General features: G+C 39.5%; 18 protein-coding genes, 5 tRNA genes and 1 pseudogene. 14 read left to right on the top strand and 10 right to left on the bottom strand.

Features of this window, described 5'->3' with window-relative positions; genetic code table 11:
- The first annotated feature begins 222 nt into the window (after positions 1–222).
- Entirely contained in the window at positions 223–951 is a 729-nt protein-coding gene (locus PNEUHYL_RS08955; RefSeq protein ID WP_059367355.1) for a leucine-rich repeat domain-containing protein, read from the top strand.
- 234 nt (positions 952–1,185) lie between these two features.
- Here the strand turns inward: PNEUHYL_RS08955 and PNEUHYL_RS08950 are convergent.
- The 6 genes and pseudogenes from PNEUHYL_RS08950 to yiaK form a co-directional block, all read right to left on the bottom strand.
- Positions 1,186–2,635: pseudogene (locus tag PNEUHYL_RS08950) on the bottom strand (FGGY-family carbohydrate kinase).
- Positions 2,636–2,902: 267 nt separating this feature from the next.
- Complete coding sequence (locus PNEUHYL_RS08945) at positions 2,903–3,889, bottom strand: TRAP transporter substrate-binding protein (RefSeq protein ID WP_059367352.1); 987 nt, start codon at positions 3,887–3,889, stop codon at positions 2,903–2,905.
- 73 nt (positions 3,890–3,962) lie between these two features.
- Positions 3,963–5,243 carry a TRAP transporter large permease subunit gene (locus PNEUHYL_RS08940; RefSeq protein WP_059367349.1) on the bottom strand — a complete coding sequence of 427 codons (1,281 nt, stop codon included), beginning with the start codon at positions 5,241–5,243 and terminating at the stop codon, positions 3,963–3,965.
- On the bottom strand, positions 5,240–5,710 hold the full coding sequence (locus tag PNEUHYL_RS08935) for a TRAP transporter small permease (protein ID WP_059367347.1): 471 nt from the start codon (positions 5,708–5,710) through the stop codon (positions 5,240–5,242). Before PNEUHYL_RS08935 ends, PNEUHYL_RS08940 begins: the two co-directional genes overlap by 4 nt.
- A gap of 9 nt (positions 5,711–5,719) precedes the next feature.
- Positions 5,720–6,184 carry a NanQ anomerase/TabA/YiaL family protein gene (locus PNEUHYL_RS08930; protein WP_059367345.1) on the bottom strand — a complete coding sequence of 155 codons (465 nt, stop codon included), beginning with the start codon at positions 6,182–6,184 and terminating at the stop codon, positions 5,720–5,722.
- Between the two features lie 80 nt (positions 6,185–6,264).
- A complete protein-coding gene (gene yiaK, locus PNEUHYL_RS08925; protein WP_059367343.1) occupies positions 6,265–7,263 on the bottom strand; it encodes a 3-dehydro-L-gulonate 2-dehydrogenase in 999 nt (332 codons plus the stop codon).
- A 229-nt stretch (positions 7,264–7,492) separates the two neighbouring features.
- Between yiaK and PNEUHYL_RS08920 the strand changes: the two genes are divergently transcribed.
- Positions 7,493–8,287, top strand: coding sequence for an IclR family transcriptional regulator (locus PNEUHYL_RS08920; RefSeq protein WP_059367341.1), 795 nt, complete (start codon positions 7,493–7,495; stop codon positions 8,285–8,287).
- A gap of 127 nt (positions 8,288–8,414) precedes the next feature.
- Positions 8,415–10,049 (top strand): phosphoethanolamine transferase, encoded by a 1,635-nt coding sequence (locus PNEUHYL_RS08915; RefSeq protein ID WP_059367339.1) that lies wholly within the window; start codon positions 8,415–8,417, stop codon positions 10,047–10,049.
- A 108-nt stretch (positions 10,050–10,157) separates the two neighbouring features.
- Here PNEUHYL_RS08915 and ycaO read toward each other — a convergent pair whose 3' ends face one another.
- A complete protein-coding gene (gene ycaO, locus PNEUHYL_RS08910; RefSeq protein ID WP_059367337.1) occupies positions 10,158–11,921 on the bottom strand; it encodes a 30S ribosomal protein S12 methylthiotransferase accessory factor YcaO in 1,764 nt (587 codons plus the stop codon).
- Positions 11,922–12,013: 92 nt separating this feature from the next.
- Complete coding sequence (locus PNEUHYL_RS08905) at positions 12,014–12,742, bottom strand: class I SAM-dependent methyltransferase (protein ID WP_059367335.1); 729 nt, start codon at positions 12,740–12,742, stop codon at positions 12,014–12,016.
- A gap of 21 nt (positions 12,743–12,763) precedes the next feature.
- On the opposite strand from PNEUHYL_RS08905, the gene gloB reads away from it, so the two are divergent.
- The 8 genes from gloB to PNEUHYL_RS08865 all read left to right on the top strand — a co-directional run bounded on the left by gloB (position 12,764) and on the right by PNEUHYL_RS08865 (position 16,268).
- The gene (gene gloB / locus PNEUHYL_RS08900) at positions 12,764–13,465 is read left to right on the top strand and encodes a hydroxyacylglutathione hydrolase (RefSeq protein WP_059367331.1); all 702 of its coding nucleotides are present in this window, start codon (positions 12,764–12,766) and stop codon (positions 13,463–13,465) included.
- 133 nt (positions 13,466–13,598) lie between these two features.
- Positions 13,599–14,921: a glutamyl-tRNA reductase gene (gene hemA / locus PNEUHYL_RS08895; RefSeq protein ID WP_059368853.1), complete on the top strand. Its 1,323-nt coding sequence runs from the start codon at positions 13,599–13,601 to the stop codon at positions 14,919–14,921.
- Positions 14,905–15,636 carry a phosphodiester glycosidase family protein gene (locus PNEUHYL_RS08890; protein WP_059367329.1) on the top strand — a complete coding sequence of 244 codons (732 nt, stop codon included), beginning with the start codon at positions 14,905–14,907 and terminating at the stop codon, positions 15,634–15,636. The genes hemA and PNEUHYL_RS08890 overlap by 17 nt, the downstream gene beginning before the upstream one ends.
- Before the next feature lie 123 nt (positions 15,637–15,759).
- Positions 15,760–15,836: transfer RNA gene (locus PNEUHYL_RS08885), tRNA-Met, on the top strand.
- A 3-nt stretch (positions 15,837–15,839) separates the two neighbouring features.
- Positions 15,840–15,924, top strand: a tRNA-Leu gene (locus PNEUHYL_RS08880).
- A 29-nt stretch (positions 15,925–15,953) separates the two neighbouring features.
- Positions 15,954–16,028 (top strand) — tRNA-Gln (locus tag PNEUHYL_RS08875).
- Between the two features lie 45 nt (positions 16,029–16,073).
- Positions 16,074–16,148: transfer RNA gene (locus tag PNEUHYL_RS08870), tRNA-Gln, on the top strand.
- Positions 16,149–16,193: 45 nt separating this feature from the next.
- Positions 16,194–16,268, top strand: a tRNA-Gln gene (locus tag PNEUHYL_RS08865).
- A 101-nt stretch (positions 16,269–16,369) separates the two neighbouring features.
- Here the strand turns inward: PNEUHYL_RS08865 and prfC are convergent.
- Positions 16,370–17,950: a peptide chain release factor 3 gene (prfC, locus tag PNEUHYL_RS08860; protein ID WP_059367327.1), complete on the bottom strand. Its 1,581-nt coding sequence runs from the start codon at positions 17,948–17,950 to the stop codon at positions 16,370–16,372.
- 177 nt (positions 17,951–18,127) lie between these two features.
- Between prfC and PNEUHYL_RS08850 the strand changes: the two genes are divergently transcribed.
- A complete protein-coding gene (locus PNEUHYL_RS08850; RefSeq protein WP_059367325.1) occupies positions 18,128–18,994 on the top strand; it encodes a phosphoribosylaminoimidazolesuccinocarboxamide synthase in 867 nt (288 codons plus the stop codon).
- Positions 18,995–19,166: 172 nt separating this feature from the next.
- Positions 19,167–20,501 (top strand): argininosuccinate synthase, encoded by a 1,335-nt coding sequence (argG, locus tag PNEUHYL_RS08845; RefSeq protein ID WP_059367323.1) that lies wholly within the window; start codon positions 19,167–19,169, stop codon positions 20,499–20,501.
- A gap of 48 nt (positions 20,502–20,549) precedes the next feature.
- On the opposite strand, the gene ribA is transcribed toward argG, so the two are convergent.
- Positions 20,550–21,209 (bottom strand): GTP cyclohydrolase II, encoded by a 660-nt coding sequence (ribA, locus tag PNEUHYL_RS08840; RefSeq protein WP_059367321.1) that lies wholly within the window; start codon positions 21,207–21,209, stop codon positions 20,550–20,552.
- 67 nt (positions 21,210–21,276) lie between these two features.
- Here ribA and PNEUHYL_RS08835 point away from each other — a divergent pair, with 67 nt between their 5' ends.
- Positions 21,277–21,996 (top strand): phosphatase PAP2 family protein, encoded by a 720-nt coding sequence (locus tag PNEUHYL_RS08835; RefSeq protein WP_059367319.1) that lies wholly within the window; start codon positions 21,277–21,279, stop codon positions 21,994–21,996.
- Positions 21,997–22,060: the final 64 nt, after the last annotated feature.

The following is a 22,060-nucleotide window of genomic DNA, read 5'->3' as shown; positions in this document are numbered from 1 at the left end:
AATATTGTAATTGGTTCGGGATAAAAAACTGATTTTATATTTTATTGTAAAGAAGTTGTGAGTTGATTTGAAGTTTTTTGTAAAAATTGATGTGGTTTAAAATTTAGATAAAGAATTAATAGAGGGTGTTTTAATTGGATGGTATTGAAATTATTATTGATTTAAATGAACAAGTTAATCTTTTTAATTAATAGTGTTTGTAAAATATAAATGGAGAATAAAATGAGTAATAAATGGATTTTTTCTCTCAAAACACATTTTGTCAAAACTCTTGGTAAAAGACTTAATATTGTTAATGAATCACTTGCAGCAGGAGAAAATCATAATGAAAAGCTGCAATGGTGGAATAGTTTATCAAAGGAGTTTCAAGAAAATTTTTTAGAAATATTAGAACTTGATGTTGATAAGTTTAATCAGGATAAAAAGGAGAATTTAACTCAATTATTCCAACTTACTGAGTTTAGTCTTCGTTATAACAAAATCAGTGACATATCCTCTCTTGCCCAGCTTTGTCGATTGGCTAAGCTTTATCTTGATAGAAATAAAATCAGTAATATTGCCCCTTTAATTCACTTAATAAATTTGCAAGAGCTTAGCCTTGAATCTAATAAAATCAGAGATATATCCGCACTTGCTCGGCTAAGTCAATTAGCCAAGCTTAGCCTTATGGACAACAAAATTAGTGATATTACTTCCTTAGCTCACTTGAACCAATTAAAAGTGCTTAGCCTAGACTTTAACGAAATCAGCGATATATCCCCTCTCGCTCAGCTTTCTCAATTAACCATGCTTTACCTCGATAGAAATAAAGTCAGCAATATTAGCTCGTTAACCCACTTAACCCAATTAAGAGTACTAAGCCTTAATGAAAATCCACTGTGCCAACAGGATATTAACTGGTTACAATCTAAATTGCCAAATTGTGAGATATATTTTAGCAATGAAAATTAAGCCTTTTATTGTCAGGGTGAAGAGGAATTATAATGAGCGAAGCAGATTATTTGGTGGTTGCGTAGCCGATAAATCACCGGCTACTTGAGATTTTTTGATGGTTTTATTGTATCTGCTCGGTGTATTTTATCTGATCATTAACCATTCAACCTAACCTATATTTTTCAGTAACGCTTTTTTATAAATCCTTAGTTTATGTATTTTTATGGTTAGTATTTTTTGCGTTAACACAAATTAATGTAATGTTTTTAATGCCTCGACCAGACAAACATACTTAGCATATTTCTTCTGATATGCTTGATAGTTATCGGAACTTGGATAAATTTTCCGCATGCTGTCGGTTAATTTAATTGGGTTTTCGACCGCACTTTGCATTGCCATTAGTGCCACGCCTAAACAACCGGTTTCTTCCGTTGTAGGAATTTCCAGTGTCATTCCAGTCAAATCAGCAAGCATTTGTAGCCATACAGTCGATTTTGTTGGTCCGCCGGTTACTCTAAGAATATTGACATCAGGAAAGCGATGTAGCATTCGGGTTAGATGGTGCATTAGACTGAATAGTACTCCTTCGTAAACCGCTTGCATCAGATGTATTTGAGTATGATGAGATTGTATGCCGTAAAATCCTGCCTGCATTCCCAATCCGGCATTGGAGCCATACAGGAAAGGAACAAATAATATGGTGCTTGAGGCAGACGGTAATTGTGCGATGCCTTTATTAATTCGGTTATAATCTAGTTTCCAGTGTTTGATAAACCACTCTAGATTTCCGGCGGATGTTGGGCTGGCTTCGTGCACCAGAAATTTTCCTTTTTCCGCATAACGCCCATAAACAAAGGGAATAGTTTGGTTCCGATCAATATGAGCCGTGACCCCGCTGACTACCGACCAAGTACCTAAAACTACATTCAGTTTTTTCTCATCATCCAAGCCGGCACAAAGAGCGGTCGAAATTACATCAAATAATCCGCCTACTACCGGTGTACCTTCTATTAAACCTGATAATTCGGCCGCTTCAGAAGTCACATAACCTGCTACTTGATTTGGTGCGATAATCGGTGGCATCTTTTCAAGAATGTCGGATAGTCCAAGGATTTCCGCAAGTTCATTTTCATATTTACCGCTTTCCATATTATATAAATTGGATTCGGAAATATTGGTTTCTTCACAATGTAACTCACCGGTTAAACAAAAACGAAGATAATCGTGCGACATCAATATTGAACCGATTTTCGTATAGCGTTCAGGCTCATTTTCTTTTATCCAACGTAAAATGGAAACAGGATGTCCGGTCCATAAAGTTTGTCGGGTGATCGGGTAGAGTTTTTCCGGTATCCTTTCTTGTTGCCATTGACGCACAATATTTAGTGAGCGTTGATCGGAAGATAGGATTGCTCTACCAAGCGGTTTTTTTTTGTTTATCTAATAAAAACGCGCCTTTTCCTTGGGCGGAAATACCGATCCCTTTAATTTGTTTTGGATTAACCTGACTTTCTCTTATTGTTTGTTGTATGACTTCGGCACAAGTTAGCCATAATTGTGGCATATCCCGTTCTGCATAGCCTGCTTTTTCACTGATGATCTCAATATTTTTACGTATGCAAGCGGACATATTACCCTGTTGATCAAATAATGCCGCTTTAATAAAGGTTCCCCCACAATCGATGCCAAGATAATAATTCATGCTGATTCCTTATTATTCAATAGTTAGTCTGTATAAGCTGTTTTGATGTGATAAACAACGTTTTGGGTTACCCCAAAAAGGCGCAGTTTGAAGTTATATTCCCTCGATTTGAGGAATGAGTAAACAAATATAACGCCAAATTGTACTTACCGTAATGCGGTAAAGTGCGGTTGTTTTTTTAATCGTTTTAACACTTAACGTCAGTGTGATGCTCAAACAGAAAATGGCATCACACCAGAATTAATGTTACATCTTTAAGATATGGGATTATTGAGCCAAAGCATCAATTTTATTGACTAAATCGTCACCATGTTTCTCAATGAAGGATTTACGAACATCAGCCTCAATTACTGCTTTGAATGGGGCATTATCTACTTTATCAATCACTTCGATACCGGCTTTACGTAATTTTTCTACGATGTCTTTTTCGTTTTGTACGTTCAGATCTCGTTGATATTTTCCCGCTTCTTTGGCCGAATCCAAAATTGCTTGTTGCAATTCAGGCGATAAGCTGTCGAATTTGGCTTTGTTCATTACTACGATGAGCGGAGTATAGCCGTGATTAGTTAAACTTAAGTATTTTTGTACTTCATAAAGTTTTACCGACCAAAAAATACCGATTGGATGTTCTTGGGCATCTACAGCGCGGGTTTCAAGCGCGGTGTAAAGCTCTGATAATGGCATTGGTACAGGATTACCGCCCAACAGACTAAATGCTTGAATATACATTGGGTTTTGATTGGTGCGTATTTTTAATCCTTTAATATCTTCTGGTTTATTAATTGGATGTTTGGAATTGGAAAATGCACGGAAACCTACATCCCAAAAAGCAAGCCCTTTTAATCCCTGTACTTCAAGAGTTTTTAATAAATCTTGACCGATTTCACCGTCCAACACTTTATAGACGTGTTGACGATCTTTAAAAATAAATGGAATATCAATCACGTTTAATTTCGGCTCTAAGCCGGTAAAGTTTGGTGAACCGGACATTTCCAAATCAATTGTACCGCCACGTACAGCCCCGATCATAGTTTGGGCATTACCTAATGTACTGTCCGGAAAAAGGCTAAGTTTAAGCTCGCCTTTTGTTTTTTCTTTTAATAATTCATTGAATTTTTTGGCTGCGATATGTTGAGTATCACTGCGTGGTGCTTCATAACCGAAACGTAGTGTCGTTGAGGCACTTGCACTGGCGGCAAATACAGCCATCCCCGCCATCAATGCGATTAAGGTTTTTAGATTGAAAAATCTCATATGGTTTCTCCTATAGAAATTAAGCGTTTTTCAGTGCTACGATAAAATGATTTCTGACAACCTTATTTTTATTTTATGCCGACATCCAATTCAGAGGCTCGGTAATTAATGATGGCACGAAGATAAAAATAAAGAGTAATGCGATCATCATTAACAAATAAGGTAGAACTCCTTTTGCAGCCTGCTCGAAAGGTAATTTTGATACGCCGGTAATCACATTGAGTACATTACCCACAGGCGGTGTGATCAGCCCGATAGAAGTATTCAGAATAAACAGTACACCAAAATACACAGGATCAATGCTTGCTTCTTCGACTAATGGCATTAATACTGGGGTCAGAATTAATACGGTTGGTGTTAAATCCATTACCATACCGATAATAAATACAGCAATCATGATAACGATTAATAGCACCGTTGGATTATCAATTAATGGCTCTAATAGTTCTGTCATGGCTTGAGGAAGTTCGGCAACAGTAATCAACCAACCGGTTACGTTTGCCGCTGCGACTAAGAACATGACCACTGCTGTTGTTTTTGCAGCAGCTAGAATGACAGGATAGAGATCTCTAAGTTTTAACTCGCGATAAATGAACAGTGACACGAATAGGGCATAGAATGCTGCTACTGCACCGGCTTCGGTTGGTGTAAACATACCGGAACGGAACCCACCGATAATAATGACCGGTAACATAAGTGCCCAGATACTGTTTTTGAAAGAAATACAGAGGTCTTCCCGAGTTGCTTTAGAAAAGGTCATTAAATCCAAACGTTTTGCCTGCCACCACCATAGTGTTGCGAGGCATACTCCCATCAAAATACCGGGGAAGATGCCGGCTAAAAATAATTTAGTGATAGACACGCCGCTTGCAACGCCAAAGATGATAAATGGAATTGACGGCGGAATAATTGGCGCAATAATCCCCGCTGTGCCGATTAAGCCTGCCGATTTATCTATCGGATAGCCAGTGGTTTTCATCATCGGTAATAACATTGCGGCAACCGCAGCAGTATCTGCTACCGCAGAACCGGAAAGGCTTGCCATAATCATGGCGGCAAGAATGGCTACAAACCCTAGTCCGCCGCGTTTATGACCGACCAGTTTCATCGGTAAATCAATAATGCGTTTGGATAAACCGCCTTCATTCATAATCTCACCGGCAAGAATGAAGAATGGAATTGCCATTAAAGAAAAACTGTCTGCACCGCTAACGATTTGTTGGGCAAGAATTTGGGCGTCAAATAAATCCAAATGCACCATTAAAGCGATACCGCACACCAATAACGAAAATGCAACGGGAATACCGAGCATAATTGAACCCAGTAAAACGGAAAGGAAAATTACGACGGTCATTGCTCTTCTCCTTTAATTAAAAGGATTAACGTGGACATAAAACGCACCAAGATTAACATTCCGAAGATCACACTGGCGAGATAAGTGATACCGGTTGGAATGCCGGAGATGGGGGCGATATTATTGATATTTAATTGAAATTGAACCCAACTCCCTTTTACGATTAAATAGCAGCAGAAAAACATTAATGCATCGGTAAAAAGAAAAAGGATTTTACGTTTTTTGTTGGATAAACGTTCGGTAAGCATAGTAACGCTAACATGTTGGTTCTCACTAAAGGCAAGTATTGCCCCTAAGAATGTTAGCCATACAAACAAATAGCGGGAAACTTCTTCAGTAATGTTAATGCTACTGTTAAAACCGTAGCGTAAAATCACGTTGAGAAAGACTAAGCATGACATTATGCTGAGTATTGTCACCACCAATATTTCAAGTAGCTTGCCGGTATAAATTGCGAGAGATTTCATCATTCGCTCCTAAAGTTCGCTGACGGCAATTTTTACGACGATTTTGCGTATTTTTTCCGATTGACCGTCCATAGAAGCAGGGCGATGAATATCTTCAGGAAAAAAGACGGTAAAATTACCCGGACGCATGATCAGCTCTATTTCATTTTGCATATCGGCGTAGAGTAAAATATCACGTTCCGTATCATAATCTTTTGCAATCGGGTTATTCCCTAAATCCGGCGCAACGCCAATACGCTCTTTACCGGAATGGAGATATTGCACATCAAGATATTGACGGTGAACTTCCGGCAAAATATCAGATTTGTCTTTGGTTTCTAAATCTAACACTTGAACATAGATTAGATCGCCTTTAATTGGATAACGCCCTGTTTCCATGTTAGTGAAATCGGTCGAAGCCAAATAGTCCAAGGCGGTTTGGATAGCCATAGGATATGCTTTCTTATTAACTTTAGATATATGCCCAAAAAACATAAATACCTCGCTTATAAAACTCAGTGAAAATTGACCGCACTTTTATGTACCGGTGATGTAAAGAATCACAACACTAGCGACTACAATGATTTTAATTTTGCCCAAACCGTATCATCTACCGGAATACCATTCGCTTTGTTGTCAGACAAGATAGTCGTGAATTCATGGCCTGGTAAACGCACTTCGACATTTGGATCGGCGCGCTCGGCGGTTTTCACATATTCTATAATGCGTTGAAGTTTGGCATCTTTAGTCTCTCCATCAATTAAACGATCCACTTCAATTGCAATAAATACTTGAGAAACGCAGTATTCATCATCTTTATCTTCTGTCACTGCTGCGGTAGATTCACCATTAGAGAGTAATGTTGCAATCATATCCAATACGATGGACAAACCTGAGCCTTTCCAGAATCCCATTGGTAGTAGGCGGCGGTTTTTTTCTACTATTGCCGGATCACGGGTTAAATTACCATCATCATCAAAGCCGGCATCCACGAAAGTTTGACGCCCCGCCAAGCGATGAACTTCAAGCATACCGTAGGAATACATGGAACAAGACATATCTACCATCGTTATTGGGCTTGTCGGAATCGCAATAATTAATGGGTTGGTACCGATACGGCACTCTTTCGCACCCCAAGGTGGCATTACGGCTAAAGCATTAGTCCAACAAATACCAATGTAACCTTTTTCTGCAGCTTGCCATCCGTAACTACCGCCACGCATCCAGTGATTTGCATTACGCAAGGCTACTACGCCGATACCATGCTGTTGGGCGATTTCCATTGCACGATCCATCATTTTTTTTGCGGTTAGATTACCAATTGCTTGATGAGCATCCCATTGTTCAATAGCACCTAAAGAGAGTTCTTTGGTTGGCTCGGCTTCAGGTACGATATCCCCATTCTCCAGCTGCTGAATAAAACGAGGAAAGCGGTTTACCCCGTGTGAATATGCGCCTGCTTGAGTTGTATCGGCAAATAAACTGGCACAATCTTCGGCAATATCCTCACGCATATGACGTGAAAGCAAAATACGTTTAAATTCCGCTTTTAATTCATTATAAGAAACTCTCATAGATACCTCTTTATTTCATATAGTGGATTTTCGTTTCATAATTTAAGATCTCAACACTATAATGTCAATAAATGTACGAAATAATAATTTATTTAAAATCATATGCTTGCATATTATTTTTGGAATTTGTGATCTCGATCACAATATATGTAAATACGATTTCAATATGTAAAACGATACTATTATAATGTCAGTGTTAATTGAAAATTTACTCGGAAGGATATGTGATATGGTAAGTGAAAAGCCAAGTGGAAATCAGAGTTTAATTCGTGGATTACGCATTCTTGATATTTTAAGCAATTTCCCCAACGGTTGCCCTTTGGCAAAACTGGCTGAGATAGCAGAGCTAAATAAAAGTACGGTACACCGCCTGTTGCAGGGATTGCAAAACGAAGGATATGTACAAGCAGCTAGTTCAAATGGTAGCTATCGTTTAACGACCAAATGTTTGAGTCTTGGTCATAAGGTTCTTTCTTCATTGAATATCATACATATTGCAGCGCCACATTTGGAAAAATTGAATTTAACTCTCGGAGAAACAGTGAATTTTTCAAAACGGGAGGGGGAACGGGCGATTATGATTTATAAGTTAGAGCCAACGGTAGGGATGATTAGAACGAGAGCATATATTGGGCAGCATCTTCAATTATATTGTTCTGCGATGGGTAAAATTTATCTTGCCTACGATAAAAATAGTGATTATTTAGACGAATACTGGGCATCTCATCAAGATGTTATTCATAAGCTTACCCACAATACCATAACGGAATTGGGGGAAATGCGTAAAGAATTAGAGGACATTTCTAGAAAGCAGTATGCAATGGATAAAGAAGAAAATGAGCTGGGGGTAGTGTGTCTTGCCTGTCCGATATTTGATTTCCGTGGTCATGTGGATTACTCGGTCTCTGTTTCGATGTCGGTTTATAAATTACAGGAATTGGGTATCCAATTTTTTCTCAAGGAAATTGCACAAACTGCCCGTGATATTTCCTTTGAACTAGGTTATTTTTCCTCTGATAGCTAATTAAAAAAGTATTTATAATTTCGCATAAAAATTACATTAAAACTGACCGCACTTTAAATGTTTAAGATTGTCTTAAGGTTCGCTCTGTTTATTTACTCAGTTTTATATTTAATTGAACAAGGTTTTTATGCGATTTTCACAATATTTTTTTAGAAAGTTTTCTCTTTCATCAACGGCACTTATTGCTTTAGTTTCTCTTTATTTCACACTGGTTTTAAATTATCAGTTTTATAAAACGATATTAAAAATCCATCCTTTTACAGGTAATACTGAAGACTATTTTTTATTTACAGTACCATTTTTTGTTTTTTTTACGCTAAATGCTGCATTTCAGCTCATTAGTTTACCTATTCTCCATAAAGTAATCATTCCGTTACTTTTGGTAATTAGTGCGGCAATTAGTTATCAGGAAATTTTCTTTGGTATTTATTTTGATAGTAATCAGCTAAATAATGTTCTTCAGACGAACGTTGCCGAAAGTTCTCGAATGGTTACAACCTCTTATCTGTTATGGATCTTTGCTTTAGGGATTATTCCCGCTTGGTTGTATATTCGCACACAAGTAAATTACCGTCGCTGGTATAAAGAAATTTTAATTCGTTTAGGGATGATTGTATTTTCTAGCGTAGTTGTGATCATTATTGGTAAATTTTATTACAAGGATTACGCCGCATTCTCACGTAATAATAAAGAAATTGTACATTTGATTGTCCCATCGAATTTTATTGGCTCAACAATACAGTTAGTGAAGAAAAATTATCGAACTAATCTACCATTTACAGAGATTGGTTTAGATACATCAGTAGAAAAACCGGATGAATATCGTCATGTGACTATTTTAGTCGTAGGGGAAACGACAAGAGCCCAAAATTGGGGATTGAATGGCTATGTCCGCCAAACTACGCCAAAATTGGCAGCTCGTGATGATATTATCAATTTTAAAAATGTCTCAAGTTGCGGTACTGCAACGGCAATTTCCGTGCCCTGTATGTTTTCTCGTTATACCCGTTCTGATTACAATGCAACTAAGGCGGCACATGAAGATAATTTATTAGATATTTTACAGCGTGCCGGTGTTGATGTTTTGTGGCGTGATAACGATGTGGGATGTAAAGGTGTGTGCGAGCGTGTTCCTACACAAGATCTAACAGCATTAAATTTGGCTGAATATTGCAGAAATGGGGAATGTTTAGATGAAATTTTATTAAAAGATTTAGATAGGGAACTGAATAAGTCAGACAAAGATATCGTCATCGTATTACACACGATTGGTAGCCATGGTCCGACCTATAATGAGCGTTATTCCAAAGCCTTTGAAAAATTCACACCAACTTGTGAAACTAACGAAATTCAAAAATGTTCAAATGAACAATTAGTAAATACTTATGATAATGGCATTCTCTATATTGATAATTTTTTGAATGAGGTAATCAAACTTTTGGAACAAAAAACAAATTGGGAAAGTATTATGTTTTATGTGTCCGACCACGGTGAAAGTTTAGGTGAAGACGGTATTTATTTGCACGCTGCGCCTTACGCTATTGCACCTGAATACCAAACCAAAGTTCCGATGGTGATGTGGTTTTCACCGGCATGGGCAAAAAATGAAGGCTTTGATTTGAACTGTTTACGTAAAAATGCGGAGACCCAAGAATATTCTCACGACAATTATTTTCACACGATTTTTTCAATGTTAGATATAAAGAATGATTTAAATATTTACGATAAAAAACTGGATATCTTGGCGCAGTGTAAAATTTAAACCTAAATCTAATTCGTACGATATTTGATTATAATAGGCGGAAATAGCTCCGCCTATTTTTTCTTACCAAATTAACGCCCAATTTCTTTGCTAATGAGCTACGGTTTATTATTTCCAATTTTCACGTTTGGCTTTTTGTAGTTTCCCATAAGCATTTAACAAGGCTTGATGTTCTTTGAAATTTTTCAACATCTCATCACTTGCCGGTAAGTTATAGAAAGGATTCCCTTTTTCTGCCGTGGCAGCCCAAGCGTATTGCACCGCATCTTTGCCGTACATTTTTTCAAGTGCGGCGCGATACTGCATTGGAGCACGATTTTCGTCCAAATGGAGTTCAATAATACTAATTAATGCTCGGTAATAATTGGTACGCTCCGCTGTGAAAACAGAGCTATTCATATTCAACGTCCAATTTGCCCAATCCAATGCTTGTTCTAACTCGCCTAAAGCCAAATGCAGCATTGATTTTAGTTCACCAATCCGTAATGTTGTCCAGCCACTGGTTTTAGGGGCTACAATCCCAATAAATTCACGTACGCGGGTTGCGTCATCAATATTTTGCGTATCCAATTCTTGCAATAATTCTTGGTAAGTTGCCGAATCATGATGCCAGTTCGGTAAATCAAGCAGAATTTCTCGCCAATCCATTCCCATATTGTTATTGGCATAGATTAAATCATCTGCCGGATAAATATCCGACATGCCCGGTACGATAATACGGCAGGCGTACACATCCAAATGGCTATAATCCATAATATAGACTTCTTTGTTTTCCGAATGGAAAATCGCCATTAGATTATGATACTCTTCTTGCGTTGTACCGGAGAAATCCCAATCGACAAATACATAATCAGGCGTTTGCTTGAACAGATCCCATGAGATCAAACCGCTAGAGTCTATAAAATGGGTTTCTAAATTAGCGTGTTCGGCAACATCTTCATTATTGAAAGAAGGTGGGGCGAATACGTCTAGATCTTTCAAACTACGACCTTGTAGAAGTTCTGTCACGGTACGTTCTAATGCCACTTGGAAATTAGGATGAGCGCCAAAAGAAGCAAAGCATGTGCCGTTATTTGGGTTCAATAATACTACGCAAATAACCGGATATTTTCCGCCTAAGGACGCATCAAAGGCATAAATCGGGAAACCTTCTTCTTCCAATTTAGCGATAGAGGCTTGAATGGAAGGGTAGCGATCCATCACTTCTTTTGGAATTTCCGGTAAGCTAATGGCTTCAGCGATAATTTTATTTTTGACATAACGCTCAAATACTTCCGATAAACCTTGTACGCGCGCTTCAAATTTGGTGTTGCCCGCCGACATTCCGTTTGACACGTAAAGATTGGCGATAATACTTTGCGGAATATAGACTGTTTGTTCATCAGATTGACGAATATAAGGCATTGCAACAATACCACGATCATAATTGCCCGATTGTAAATCCACGAGTAACTCCGGCGTGAGTTCGCCGTCCGGATCAAAATAGTTGAGCAAATTGTCGTCTAAAATCCCTGTCGGTAACGTGGTTTCCTCTTCAATCGGAAACCATTTTTCACTGGGATAATGAACGAAATCACCGTTTGCAATTTCTTGTCCTAAATAGAAATCTGCAAAGAAATAGTTGGTGGAAAGACGCTCGAAATATTCACCTAATGCGGAGGCAAGTGCTGCTTTTTTACTTGCCCCTTTGCCGTTCGAGAAACATTGTGGACAATCTTTATCACGAATATGTACCGACCACACATTAGGTACGGGGTTTAACCAAGAGGCCTCTTCAATATTAAAACCCAGATTGGTTAATTTTTGTTGGAATTTGCCAATACTGTCTTCAAGTGCTGCATCTTTGCCGGGGATAAAGGTTTGTTCGGTCATTTTTGTTCCTAAATTCAAGAAAAAAGTGCGGTGAATAATAGGGGAGTTTTGCAAAGGGAGCAAGGATTGATTTCAACTTTATGAGGAATTTTCTACTTGTTATCGGGCGAAATTCGACAAGATGTGATGTCTTCTTGAAAGGCTTCGGACGGTTGTAAAAACGCAGGGATTTTCGACCGCACTTTTTCGCTATTCAGTGTTAATGGGTAAGTTCGTTTTCGTGCCACAATTAGGGTTAAAGGTGAAAACCGCGTGGTATTGTTATGCTTAATGGCAAGATTTTTATGTTCTATAATTTCAAAATGCAGTAACTCTAACCAGTCAATAATGCGCCAAGTGGGATATTGGCGGAAAGGAAAATCACCAATTTTTTGTTTGAAAATCAGCGGGCTGAGGGGATTAAACAAAGAGAGCAATAACCAGCCCTCATCAGCCAGAATGCGATGGGCTTCCCGTAAAATTTGATGGGGATCGTGGGAAAAGTTGAGCGTGTTGGCGAGAAAACAAGCATTGATTTCTTGCTGAATCAGTGGCAATTCAGTTAGGTTTGCTTGTAGCAAGCTCTTGTTGGGGGCTAAAAGTGCGGTTAAATTTTGAGAAATTTTTTCACTAATCAGGATTTGGTGGTGTACTGCTAATTCAGTCGGTATTTCTGTACTTAATGCACCGATTTTTACGATTTGGTAGCCTAAAATTTTTAGTAACCAAGGGGCAAATGCGTTCTCTAATGCGCTACAATAGGCCTCACCTTGTGGCAGTTGTTGCCAGCTTGTCGGTGATGTGAAAGGGCGTTTTGCTTTCGCTTGCCAATTGAGGATCATAAATAAATTTAGCGAGGAATTATGTTAGTAGCTTTGTCTGTGTTGAATGACAATTATATTTGGCTTTATCAACGTGAAAATTTACCGATTATTATTGTTGATTTATCGGAAACGAACAAGCTCTTTTCTTGGATAGAACAACACAATCTGCCGATTGAAGCGGTTTTACTGACCCATGAGCATGATGATCATACGCAAGGTGTCGAAAAGTTTAAGCAACGTTATCCAAATGTGCCGATTTATGGTTCGCAAGAATGTGCTAAAAAAGGGGCGACACGGGTTGTCAATGAAGGGGAAATTGTAACGCCGAATTATCGTATTCAAGTGATCCCGACCGGCGGGCATACGGCACAGCACGTGAGTTTTCTGGTAGATAATCACTTGTTTTGCGGTGATGCGTTATTTTCTGCCGGCTGCGGGCGTGTTTTTACCGGCAATTATGCACAAATGTTTGAGGGATTGTTACGCTTAAAAACATTGCCTGCTGAAACCGTCGTTTGCCCTGCGCATGAATATACACTGAGTAATTTAGCCTTTGCCGAAACAGTCATCGCAGATAAAAGTGCGGTTAAAAATTACCGCACTTTTGTCGAAAAACTCCGCTTGGAAGGAAAACCAAGTTTGCCTACAAAGTTAGGATTGGAGAAGTCTATTAATCCTTTTCTGCAAGCGAGGACACTGGAAGATTTCATTATTTTACGAAAACAAAAAGATATTTTTTAACTCTTTTGGGTTATTCTTGACGAGTTGTTGTTTGTTGATTTGCTCAATGTCGCACAATTCATTAAAATAGCGCATTAGTTTTTTATTAAATATTTTATCGCATAGTGAAAATGCGGTAATGTTTAAATCTATTATGACCCTTCTTGTACTTGGCATTAATCATAAAACCGCCTCTGTCTCGGTGCGTGAGAAAGTCGCTTTTTCCGATGAAAAGCGAGCGCTTGCCTTACAACAAATTCAGCAACAAAACCTTGCCGAAGGGGCTGTGATTCTTTCAACCTGTAATCGCACGGAGGTGTATTTGCACCATCGCCAAATTTCACCGCAAGAGTGTGATAAATGGCGACAAAATGTAGAAAATTGGTTTGCGGGTATTCATCAGCTGGCTTTGACTGATCTTTTGCCGAGTATTTATACTCATCAAAATCAACAAGCCGCCAATCACCTTATGCGGGTGGCTTGTGGTTTGGATTCGTTAATTTTAGGCGAGCCGCAAATTTTGGGGCAGGTTAAGCAGGCTTTTCAAATCACGGAAGCCTATTATCAACAGTCGAAAGTGGCTCTCTCAAGTGAATTTTCCCGCTTATTTCAAAAAACCTTTTCTACGGCAAAACGGGTGCGTACGGAAACCAATATCGGTGAAAGTGCCGTATCGGTGGCGTATGCCGCTTGTAGTCTAGCCCGCCAAATTTTTGAATCCTTGCACGGGGTGAATATTTTATTGGTCGGGGCAGGGGAAACCATTGAATTGGTGAGCCGGCATTTGTTACGCCATGGCGTGAAAAGACTGATGATTGCAAACCGTACCGTGGTAAAAGCGGAGTTACTCGTAGAAAAATTGGCCAGTAATATTCCCATTGATGTTTTTTCTCTTGATCAATTACAAGAAGCATTAGAACAAGCGGATATTGTGATTAGCTCAACGGGGAGTCAAAATGTACTCATTAGCCAAGATATGGTGGGGCTTGCCCAGAAAAAACGGCACTATTCTCCGATGTTGTTAGTCGATATTGCGGTTCCGCGCGACATTGATGAAACTGTCGCCAAATTGGATAGTGTTTATCATTATACGGTGGATGATTTGCAGGATATTATTCAGCGTAATTTGAGCCAGCGGGAACAAGCCTCACAACTAGCGGAAGGGATTATCGCTCAGGAATGCGAAGATTTTTTTGAATGGTTGAAAGTACGCCAGTTTTCTAATCTGATTAAACATTATCGCGAAGATGCGGAACAGATGCGACAAGAGCTATTGGAAAAAGCTTTACAACATCTACGACAAGGCGGTAGTGCGGAAACCGTGTTGCAGGAATTAAGTTATAAATTAATGAATAAACTGATTCACGCACCTACGCAAACCATGCAATCTATGATGAAAGCGGGTAATGCGGAGGGGTTGCATTTATTCTCTAATACGCTGAATCTTTCCCACCCTCTGGATGAAAAAAATAGTTAAATTTTTGACCGCACTTGGTGCGGTTATCACATTGCCTACGCTGGCGGAGTATCGAACTTTTACCGATACGGATATTACCTACGGGATTTTTCACGCTAAACCGGAAGAAGTGAGATTACATTGGCGGGATGGCAAAGGCCAAAACTACAATTCTCTTACCAATCTGAAACGTGCCTTACAAAAAGATTATCAAATAAAAATGCTCATGAATGCCGGTATTTATAGTAAACATAACGCACCGGCAGGCTTATGGATTGAAAATGGGCAAGAATTAAATCCTCTGAATAATAAACGAGGGAAAGGGAATTTCCACATTCAGCCGAATGGTGTGTTTGCCTTAGTCGGCAAGACGGCTTACATTCTCACGACAAAAGCTTATCAGCAAAAACAATTAAAACCAACATTTGCTATGCAATCCGGCCCTATGCTACTGATTGAAGGGAAGATAAATCGTCAATTTAGAGCAGGATTGGAAAGTTATCATAAACGTAATGCGGTATGTTTGGATAAGAAAAACCGATTGTTTTTTATTTTAACGACATCAGGAAAACCGAATCTTTATACTTTCAGTCAGGGATTACAAAAAATAGGCTGTTACCATGCCTTGTACTTAGACGGGACGATTTCTAATTGGTATATCCCCGATAGCTTTAGCAGTTTCCATTGGAAGCATTTTGTTGGAATGATCTCCGTGACTGAACTGGATAAAAAATAACAAAAGCGTTTTTTTTATAATCAACTGAACCTAAAAATTAGGATTTTTACAAAAAATGATTGACGAGGTAGAGGCAAATCAGCATAATACGCTCCGCAAAGCCGATATGGTTAGCAAATAAGAGGCTACATAGCTCAGTTGGTTAGAGCACAACACTCATAATGTTGGGGTCGCAAGTTCGAATCTCGCTGTAGCCACCATTTGCGGGACTGGCGAAATTGGTAGACGCACCAGATTTAGGTTCTGGCGCCGAGAGGTGTGTGGGTTCAAGTCCCTCGTCCCGCACCATTTATCGCTTTGTAAGTCAAAATAGTAGTTGGGGTATCGCCAAGCGGTAAGGCACCGGGTTTTGATCTCGGCATCCCTAGGTTCGAATCCTAGTACCCCAGCCATACTATCCTAAAATATTCTTTATTCTTAATTAGAAGAAACTCTATTGGGGTATCGCCAAGCGGTAAGGCACCGGGTTTTGATCTCGGCATCCCTAGGTTCGAATCCTAGTACCCCAGCCATACTATCCTAAAATATTCTTTATTCTTAATTAGAAGAAACTCTATTGGGGTATCGCCAAGCGGTAAGGCACCGGGTTTTGATCTCGGCATCCCTAGGTTCGAATCCTAGTACCCCAGCCATATCATCTTGATTGTTCCGTTTCGATTTAGCCTGTTTAAGATTTTTTAGTTTTACTATATAAAAAAATGCGATCAAAATTGACCGCACTTTTTGCATTTTCCTAATGTTCTCTCGTTTTGAAGAAAGCAATATCAGGGTAGCGTTCCTGAGCTAAATTCAAATTTACCATTGTTGGCGCGATATAAGTCAGATTATCTCCTCCATCTAAAGCTAGATTTTGCTCATTCTTACGCTTAAACTCTTCAAATTTCTTCCCATCGCTACATTCTACCCAACGAGCTGTTGCAACGTTCACATTTTCATAAATAGCTTCTACGTTGTATTCTGTTTTTAGTCGGGATACCACAACATCAAACTGTAGCACACCAACCGCTCCTACGATTAAATCGTTGTTGAGAAGCGGACGGAAGACTTGCACCGCCCCCTCTTCGGAAAGCTGTACTAAACCTTTTAACAACTGCTTTTGTTTGAGCGGATCTTTCAGACGAATGCGGCGGAATAATTCAGGTGCGAAATTTGGAATTCCGGTGAATTTTAAATTTTCACCTTGGGTGAAGGTATCGCCAATTTGGATTGTGCCGTGATTATGCAAACCGATAATATCGCCAGCATAGGCTTCTTCAGCGTGGGCGCGATCCCCAGCCATAAAGGTTAGCGCATCAGAAATCACTACATCTTTACCAATACGCACGTGCTTAAGCTTCATTCCTTTTTCATATTTACCGGAAACCACACGCATAAAGGCAACACGATCGCGGTGTTTTGGATCCATATTGGCTTGAATTTTGAACACGAAACCGCTAAATTTTTCTTCCGAGCTTTCTACCGTGCGAGTATCCGCTTGGCGTGCCTGTGGTTTTGGCGCCCATTCGGTTAAACCGTCAAGGAAATGATCAACACCGAAATTACCAAGTGCGGTACCAAAAAATACAGGGGTTAATTCACCTTTGATAAAGGCATCATACTTAAATTCATTGCTCGCCCCTTGTACCAATTCCAATTCATCACGCAATTGTTGGGCTAAATCATCGCCCACTGCCTCATCTAATTCAGGGTTATTCAATCCCTTCACAATGCGTACTTCTTGAATGGTTGAGCCTTGCCCTGACTGGTATAAATAAGTTTCGTCTTTACTCAGATGATAGACGCCTTTAAACAATTTACCGCAGCCGATCGGCCAAGTGATCGGGGCACAACGAATTTTCAGTACATTTTCTACTTCATCCAATAATTCCATGGGATCGCGAATATCACGGTCAAGTTTGTTCATAAAGGTGATAATCGGCGTATCGCGCAAACGGGTGACTTCCATTAATTTAATCGTCCGTTCCTCAACACCTTTCGCGGAATCAATGACCATTAGACAGCTGTCCACTGCCGTTAAAGTGCGGTAGGTATCTTCCGAGAAATCCTCGTGTCCCGGGGTATCAAGCAGATTGACCAAACAATCATTATAAGGAAATTGCATCACAGAGGTGGTAATGGAAATGCCGCGTTGCTTTTCCATTTCCATCCAGTCGGATTTGGCATGTGCTGCCGAGCCTTTGCCTTTTACCGAACCGGCGGTTTGAATGGCATTGCCGTATAAAAGTACCTTTTCGGTAATGGTTGTTTTACCCGCATCGGGGTGGGAAATAATTGCAAAAGTACGGCGTTTATTCACTTCTTGAGGATAAGTCATGATCTTCTCTTGTTCATTAAAAAATGTCCGCTATTTTCGCTGATTTTAAGATTTTGCTCAAATTAAATTGGAAAAATTCAACGAACTTTATTATTTTTTCAAAAATAGCAAACGTTTGCTTAAAAAGTGCGGTACAATATGCGCCGATTTTTTACCGCAATAAAAAAGGTATAACCCATGACACAACAAAACCTAAGTCTGAAAAAAATCTACTCCGGTAAAGTGCGTGATCTTTACGAAATTGATGATAAGCGAATGTTGATGGTCGCCACAGATCGGCTCTCGGCATTTGATGTGATTTTAGATGATCCTATTCCACGAAAAGGCGAGATTTTGACGCAAATTTCTAATTTTTGGTTTAACAAATTGGCACATATTATGCCGAACCATTTCACCGGCGATTCTGTTTATGATGTATTGCCAAAAGAAGAAGCGGATTTAGTGAAAGATCGCGCGGTAGTTTGCAAACGTTTGAATCCGATTAAAATTGAATCTATTGTGCGCGGTTATTTAACCGGAAGCGGGTTAAAAGACTATCAGCAAACCGGCACGATTTGTGGCTTGAAGCTGCCGGAAGGTTTGCTGGAAGCAAGCAAATTGCCGGAGCCGATTTTTACTCCGTCAAGCAAAGAGGAAGTGGGTAATCACGATATTAATATCAGCTATGAAGAATGTGAAAAATTAATTGGCGCTGATTTGGCGGCTCAAGTTAAAGAAAAAGCGATTGCGCTTTATACGGCAGCGGCGGAATATGCACTCACTAAAGGCATTATTATCTGTGATACTAAATTTGAATTTGGGCTGGATGAAGAGGGTACACTAACCCTGATGGATGAGGTATTAACGCCGGATTCAAGCCGTTTTTGGTCGATTGATACTTATAAAGAAGGCACGAATCCGCCTTCATTTGATAAGCAATTTGTACGCGACTGGTTAGAAAATAGCGGTTGGAACAAACAACCGCCGGCCCCTAAAGTTCCGGCTGATGTTATTGAAAAGACGGTTGCGAAATATCAAGAGGCTTTAGATCTTTTAACTCAATAATGCTAAAAACCCTGCTAAGAAGGCAGGGATTTTTATAGATAAAAAGCCGTGAAAATGGTTTGCTTAGTATGGAAACCGCTAGACAAATGATAGAAGTGCGGTTATATTTTATCGAGTTTTTATTCACTTAAAATGATTAAATATTCAAAACAACGTTAAGTAAGGAAAAAATATGTCAAATACGATTTTGCAAGGTTTACCCAAAGGTCAAAAAGTAGGGATTGCCTTTTCCGGCGGTTTAGATACCAGTGCGGCATTACTTTGGATGCGTCAAAAAGGTGCGGTGCCTTATGCTTATACGGCAAATTTAGGTCAGCCGGATGAGGATGATTATAATGCGATTCCTAAAAAAGCGATGGCTTATGGGGCGGAAAATGCCCGTTTGGTTGATTGCCGCGCTCAGTTGGTTCACGAAGGGATTGCGGCGATTCAATGTGGCGCATTCCACATTTCAACAGGCGGTATTCCTTACTTCAACACCACGCCGCTTGGTCGTGCGGTAACCGGTACCATGCTCGTTGCGGCGATGAAAGAAGATGATGTCAATATTTGGGGAGATGGTTCGACTTTCAAAGGTAACGATATTGAGCGTTTCTACCGTTACGGTTTATTAACTAACCCAAAATTAAAAATCTATAAACCTTGGTTGGATGATCAATTTATCCATGAGCTGGGTGGTCGTTTTGAGATGTCTAAATTCTTAGTTGAAAACGGCTTTGATTATAAAATGTCGGTGGAAAAAGCCTATTCAACGGATTCCAATATTCTTGGTGCAACCCATGAAGCAAAAGATTTGGAAGAATTAAGTACCGGTATGAAGATTGTTAAACCAATTATGGGCGTGGCGTTTTGGGACGAAAACGTTGAAATCAAACCGGAAACCGTAACAATCACCTTTGAAGAGGGTGTACCGGTAGCATTAAACGGTAAACGTTTTGATGACTCGGTAGAAATAATGCTTGAAGCCAACCGTATCGGCGGTCGCCATGGTTTAGGGATGTCCGATCAAATTGAAAACCGTATTATTGAGGCAAAATCCCGCGGTATTTATGAAGCACCGGGAATGGCATTATTGCACATTGCCTACGAGCGTTTAGTGACGGGGATTCATAATGAAGATACCATTGAACAATACCGTATTAATGGTTTACGCTTAGGTCGTTTGTTATACCAAGGTCGTTGGTTTGATCCGCAAGCGTTAATGTTACGTGAAACGGCACAACGTTGGGTTGCTAAGGCGATTACAGGTACGGTGACGTTAGAATTACGCCGCGGTAATGATTTCACGATCTTAAATACAGAATCGCCGAATTTAACTTATGAGGCAGAGCGTTTGAGTATGGAAAAAGTGGAAGACGCACCGTTTGATCCGATTGATCGTATCGGTCAATTAACCATGCGTAATCTTGATGTTGCCGATACCCGTGGTAAATTGGGAATCTATGCGGAAACCGGTTTATTGGTATCGAATAAAAACTCGGTTTTGCCACAGTTAGGTAAAAAATAACATTGAATTGAGATGAATAACCGCACAAAAGTGCGGTTATATTTTGCTTTATTTTTTAGTAAGTATCACTTCTTCTTGGCAATGTGGGCAGTTCATTAGATGTTCTTCATTGTTATGTACAATGTAATGTCCCATTTTTTTGGCTTTTGTGTCTAAATATTTTGTATTGTAGCGATTTTCGCCCACATTTAACGGCACACGCTCAACGACATTAATCCCGGCTTTTTTCATCGTTTCCACTTTTTCAGGATTGTTTGTCATTAAACGCACTTTTTTTACCCCCAATAATTCAAATATATCGGCACAGACTTCAAAATTGCGTTCATCCGCTTTGAAACCTAGAGCGAGGTTCGCTTCAATCGTATCCATTCCTTGATCTTGTAGTGAGTAAGCACGAATTTTATTAATTAAGCCGATACCACGTCCTTCTTCACGGTGATAAATTAAGACACCACGCCCTTCTTCCTTAATTTGACGAAGTGCGGTGGCAAGTTGGAAACCGCAGTCGCATTTTAAACTATGCAGGGCATCACCGGTTAAGCACTCGGAATGAATTCGGGCTAAAACAGGCTCATCGCTGTTTGAAATATCGCCCATTACTAACGCAACATGTTCTTTTTTCGTATCAGGAAATTCAAACCCTACCATTTTAAAAATACCGTATTCGGTAGGTAAATTGGCTTGAGCAACCAGCTGAATTTTTGTCATAAGCTATCCTTATTCATTTTCATTTCTGCTAAAATGCGCACGTTATTTTAATTATTAAGGGGTGAGCATGTTTAAGAGGCTGTCATTATATACGTTATTACTTTGTCTTGTACCGTTTTTTATGTGGGGATTTTCCTATCAATGGCATGGCAATGAGCAATTAACGGAGGCGGATTATTGGCTTTATTTGCTTACTGAAACCGGTAGTGTGCCTTATGCTTTGATTACCTGTGGCGTGTTTGCTCTTATTTTTGGCTTTTTATTCAAAAGTCGTAAACAGTGGATGTTAGGGGTGGCTGTGATGGCATTTTCCGTTATCGCCACTCAAGCGGTAAAAACGGGATTAAAGGCGATGTTTAAAGAACCACGCCCGTTCACGGTATATCTCGCGGAACAAACTAATCAAACAACAGAAAAATTTTATGAAAATGACCGCACTCAGCGGGCAATTATTGCAAAAAACTTTTATTCTACGCAGCCAAACACACCGGCTTGGTTGGTGAACCATTATGAAAATGAAACCGGCTATGCTTTCCCGTCGGGACATACTATTTTTGCTGCTACATGGTTAATGCTTGCGGTCGGATTTACGCAATTATTAGGCAATCGTTCGTGGAAAGCTAAGCTATTGGTGGGCATTATGGCTGTGTGGAGTTTGCTTATGCTGATTAGCCGTGTGCGCCTTGGTATGCATTATCCGATAGATCTTTTTGTTGCAACGGTTTTTGCTTGGTTGGTGAATCTGGTTATTTTTGGTTTTTTACAGAAAAAACGATCTTCGTCATAACAGAAAAATTTAAGTGCGGTTAAAATTAACCGAGATTTTAACCGCACAGTTTTAGAAAAGGAGC

The organism is Rodentibacter caecimuris (assembly GCF_001019715.1).
GTDB classification, from domain to species: domain Bacteria; phylum Pseudomonadota; class Gammaproteobacteria; order Enterobacterales; family Pasteurellaceae; genus Rodentibacter; species Rodentibacter caecimuris.
The sequence above is the reverse complement of the archived record's forward strand: the minus strand, read 5'-3'. Positions and strand labels throughout refer to the sequence as shown.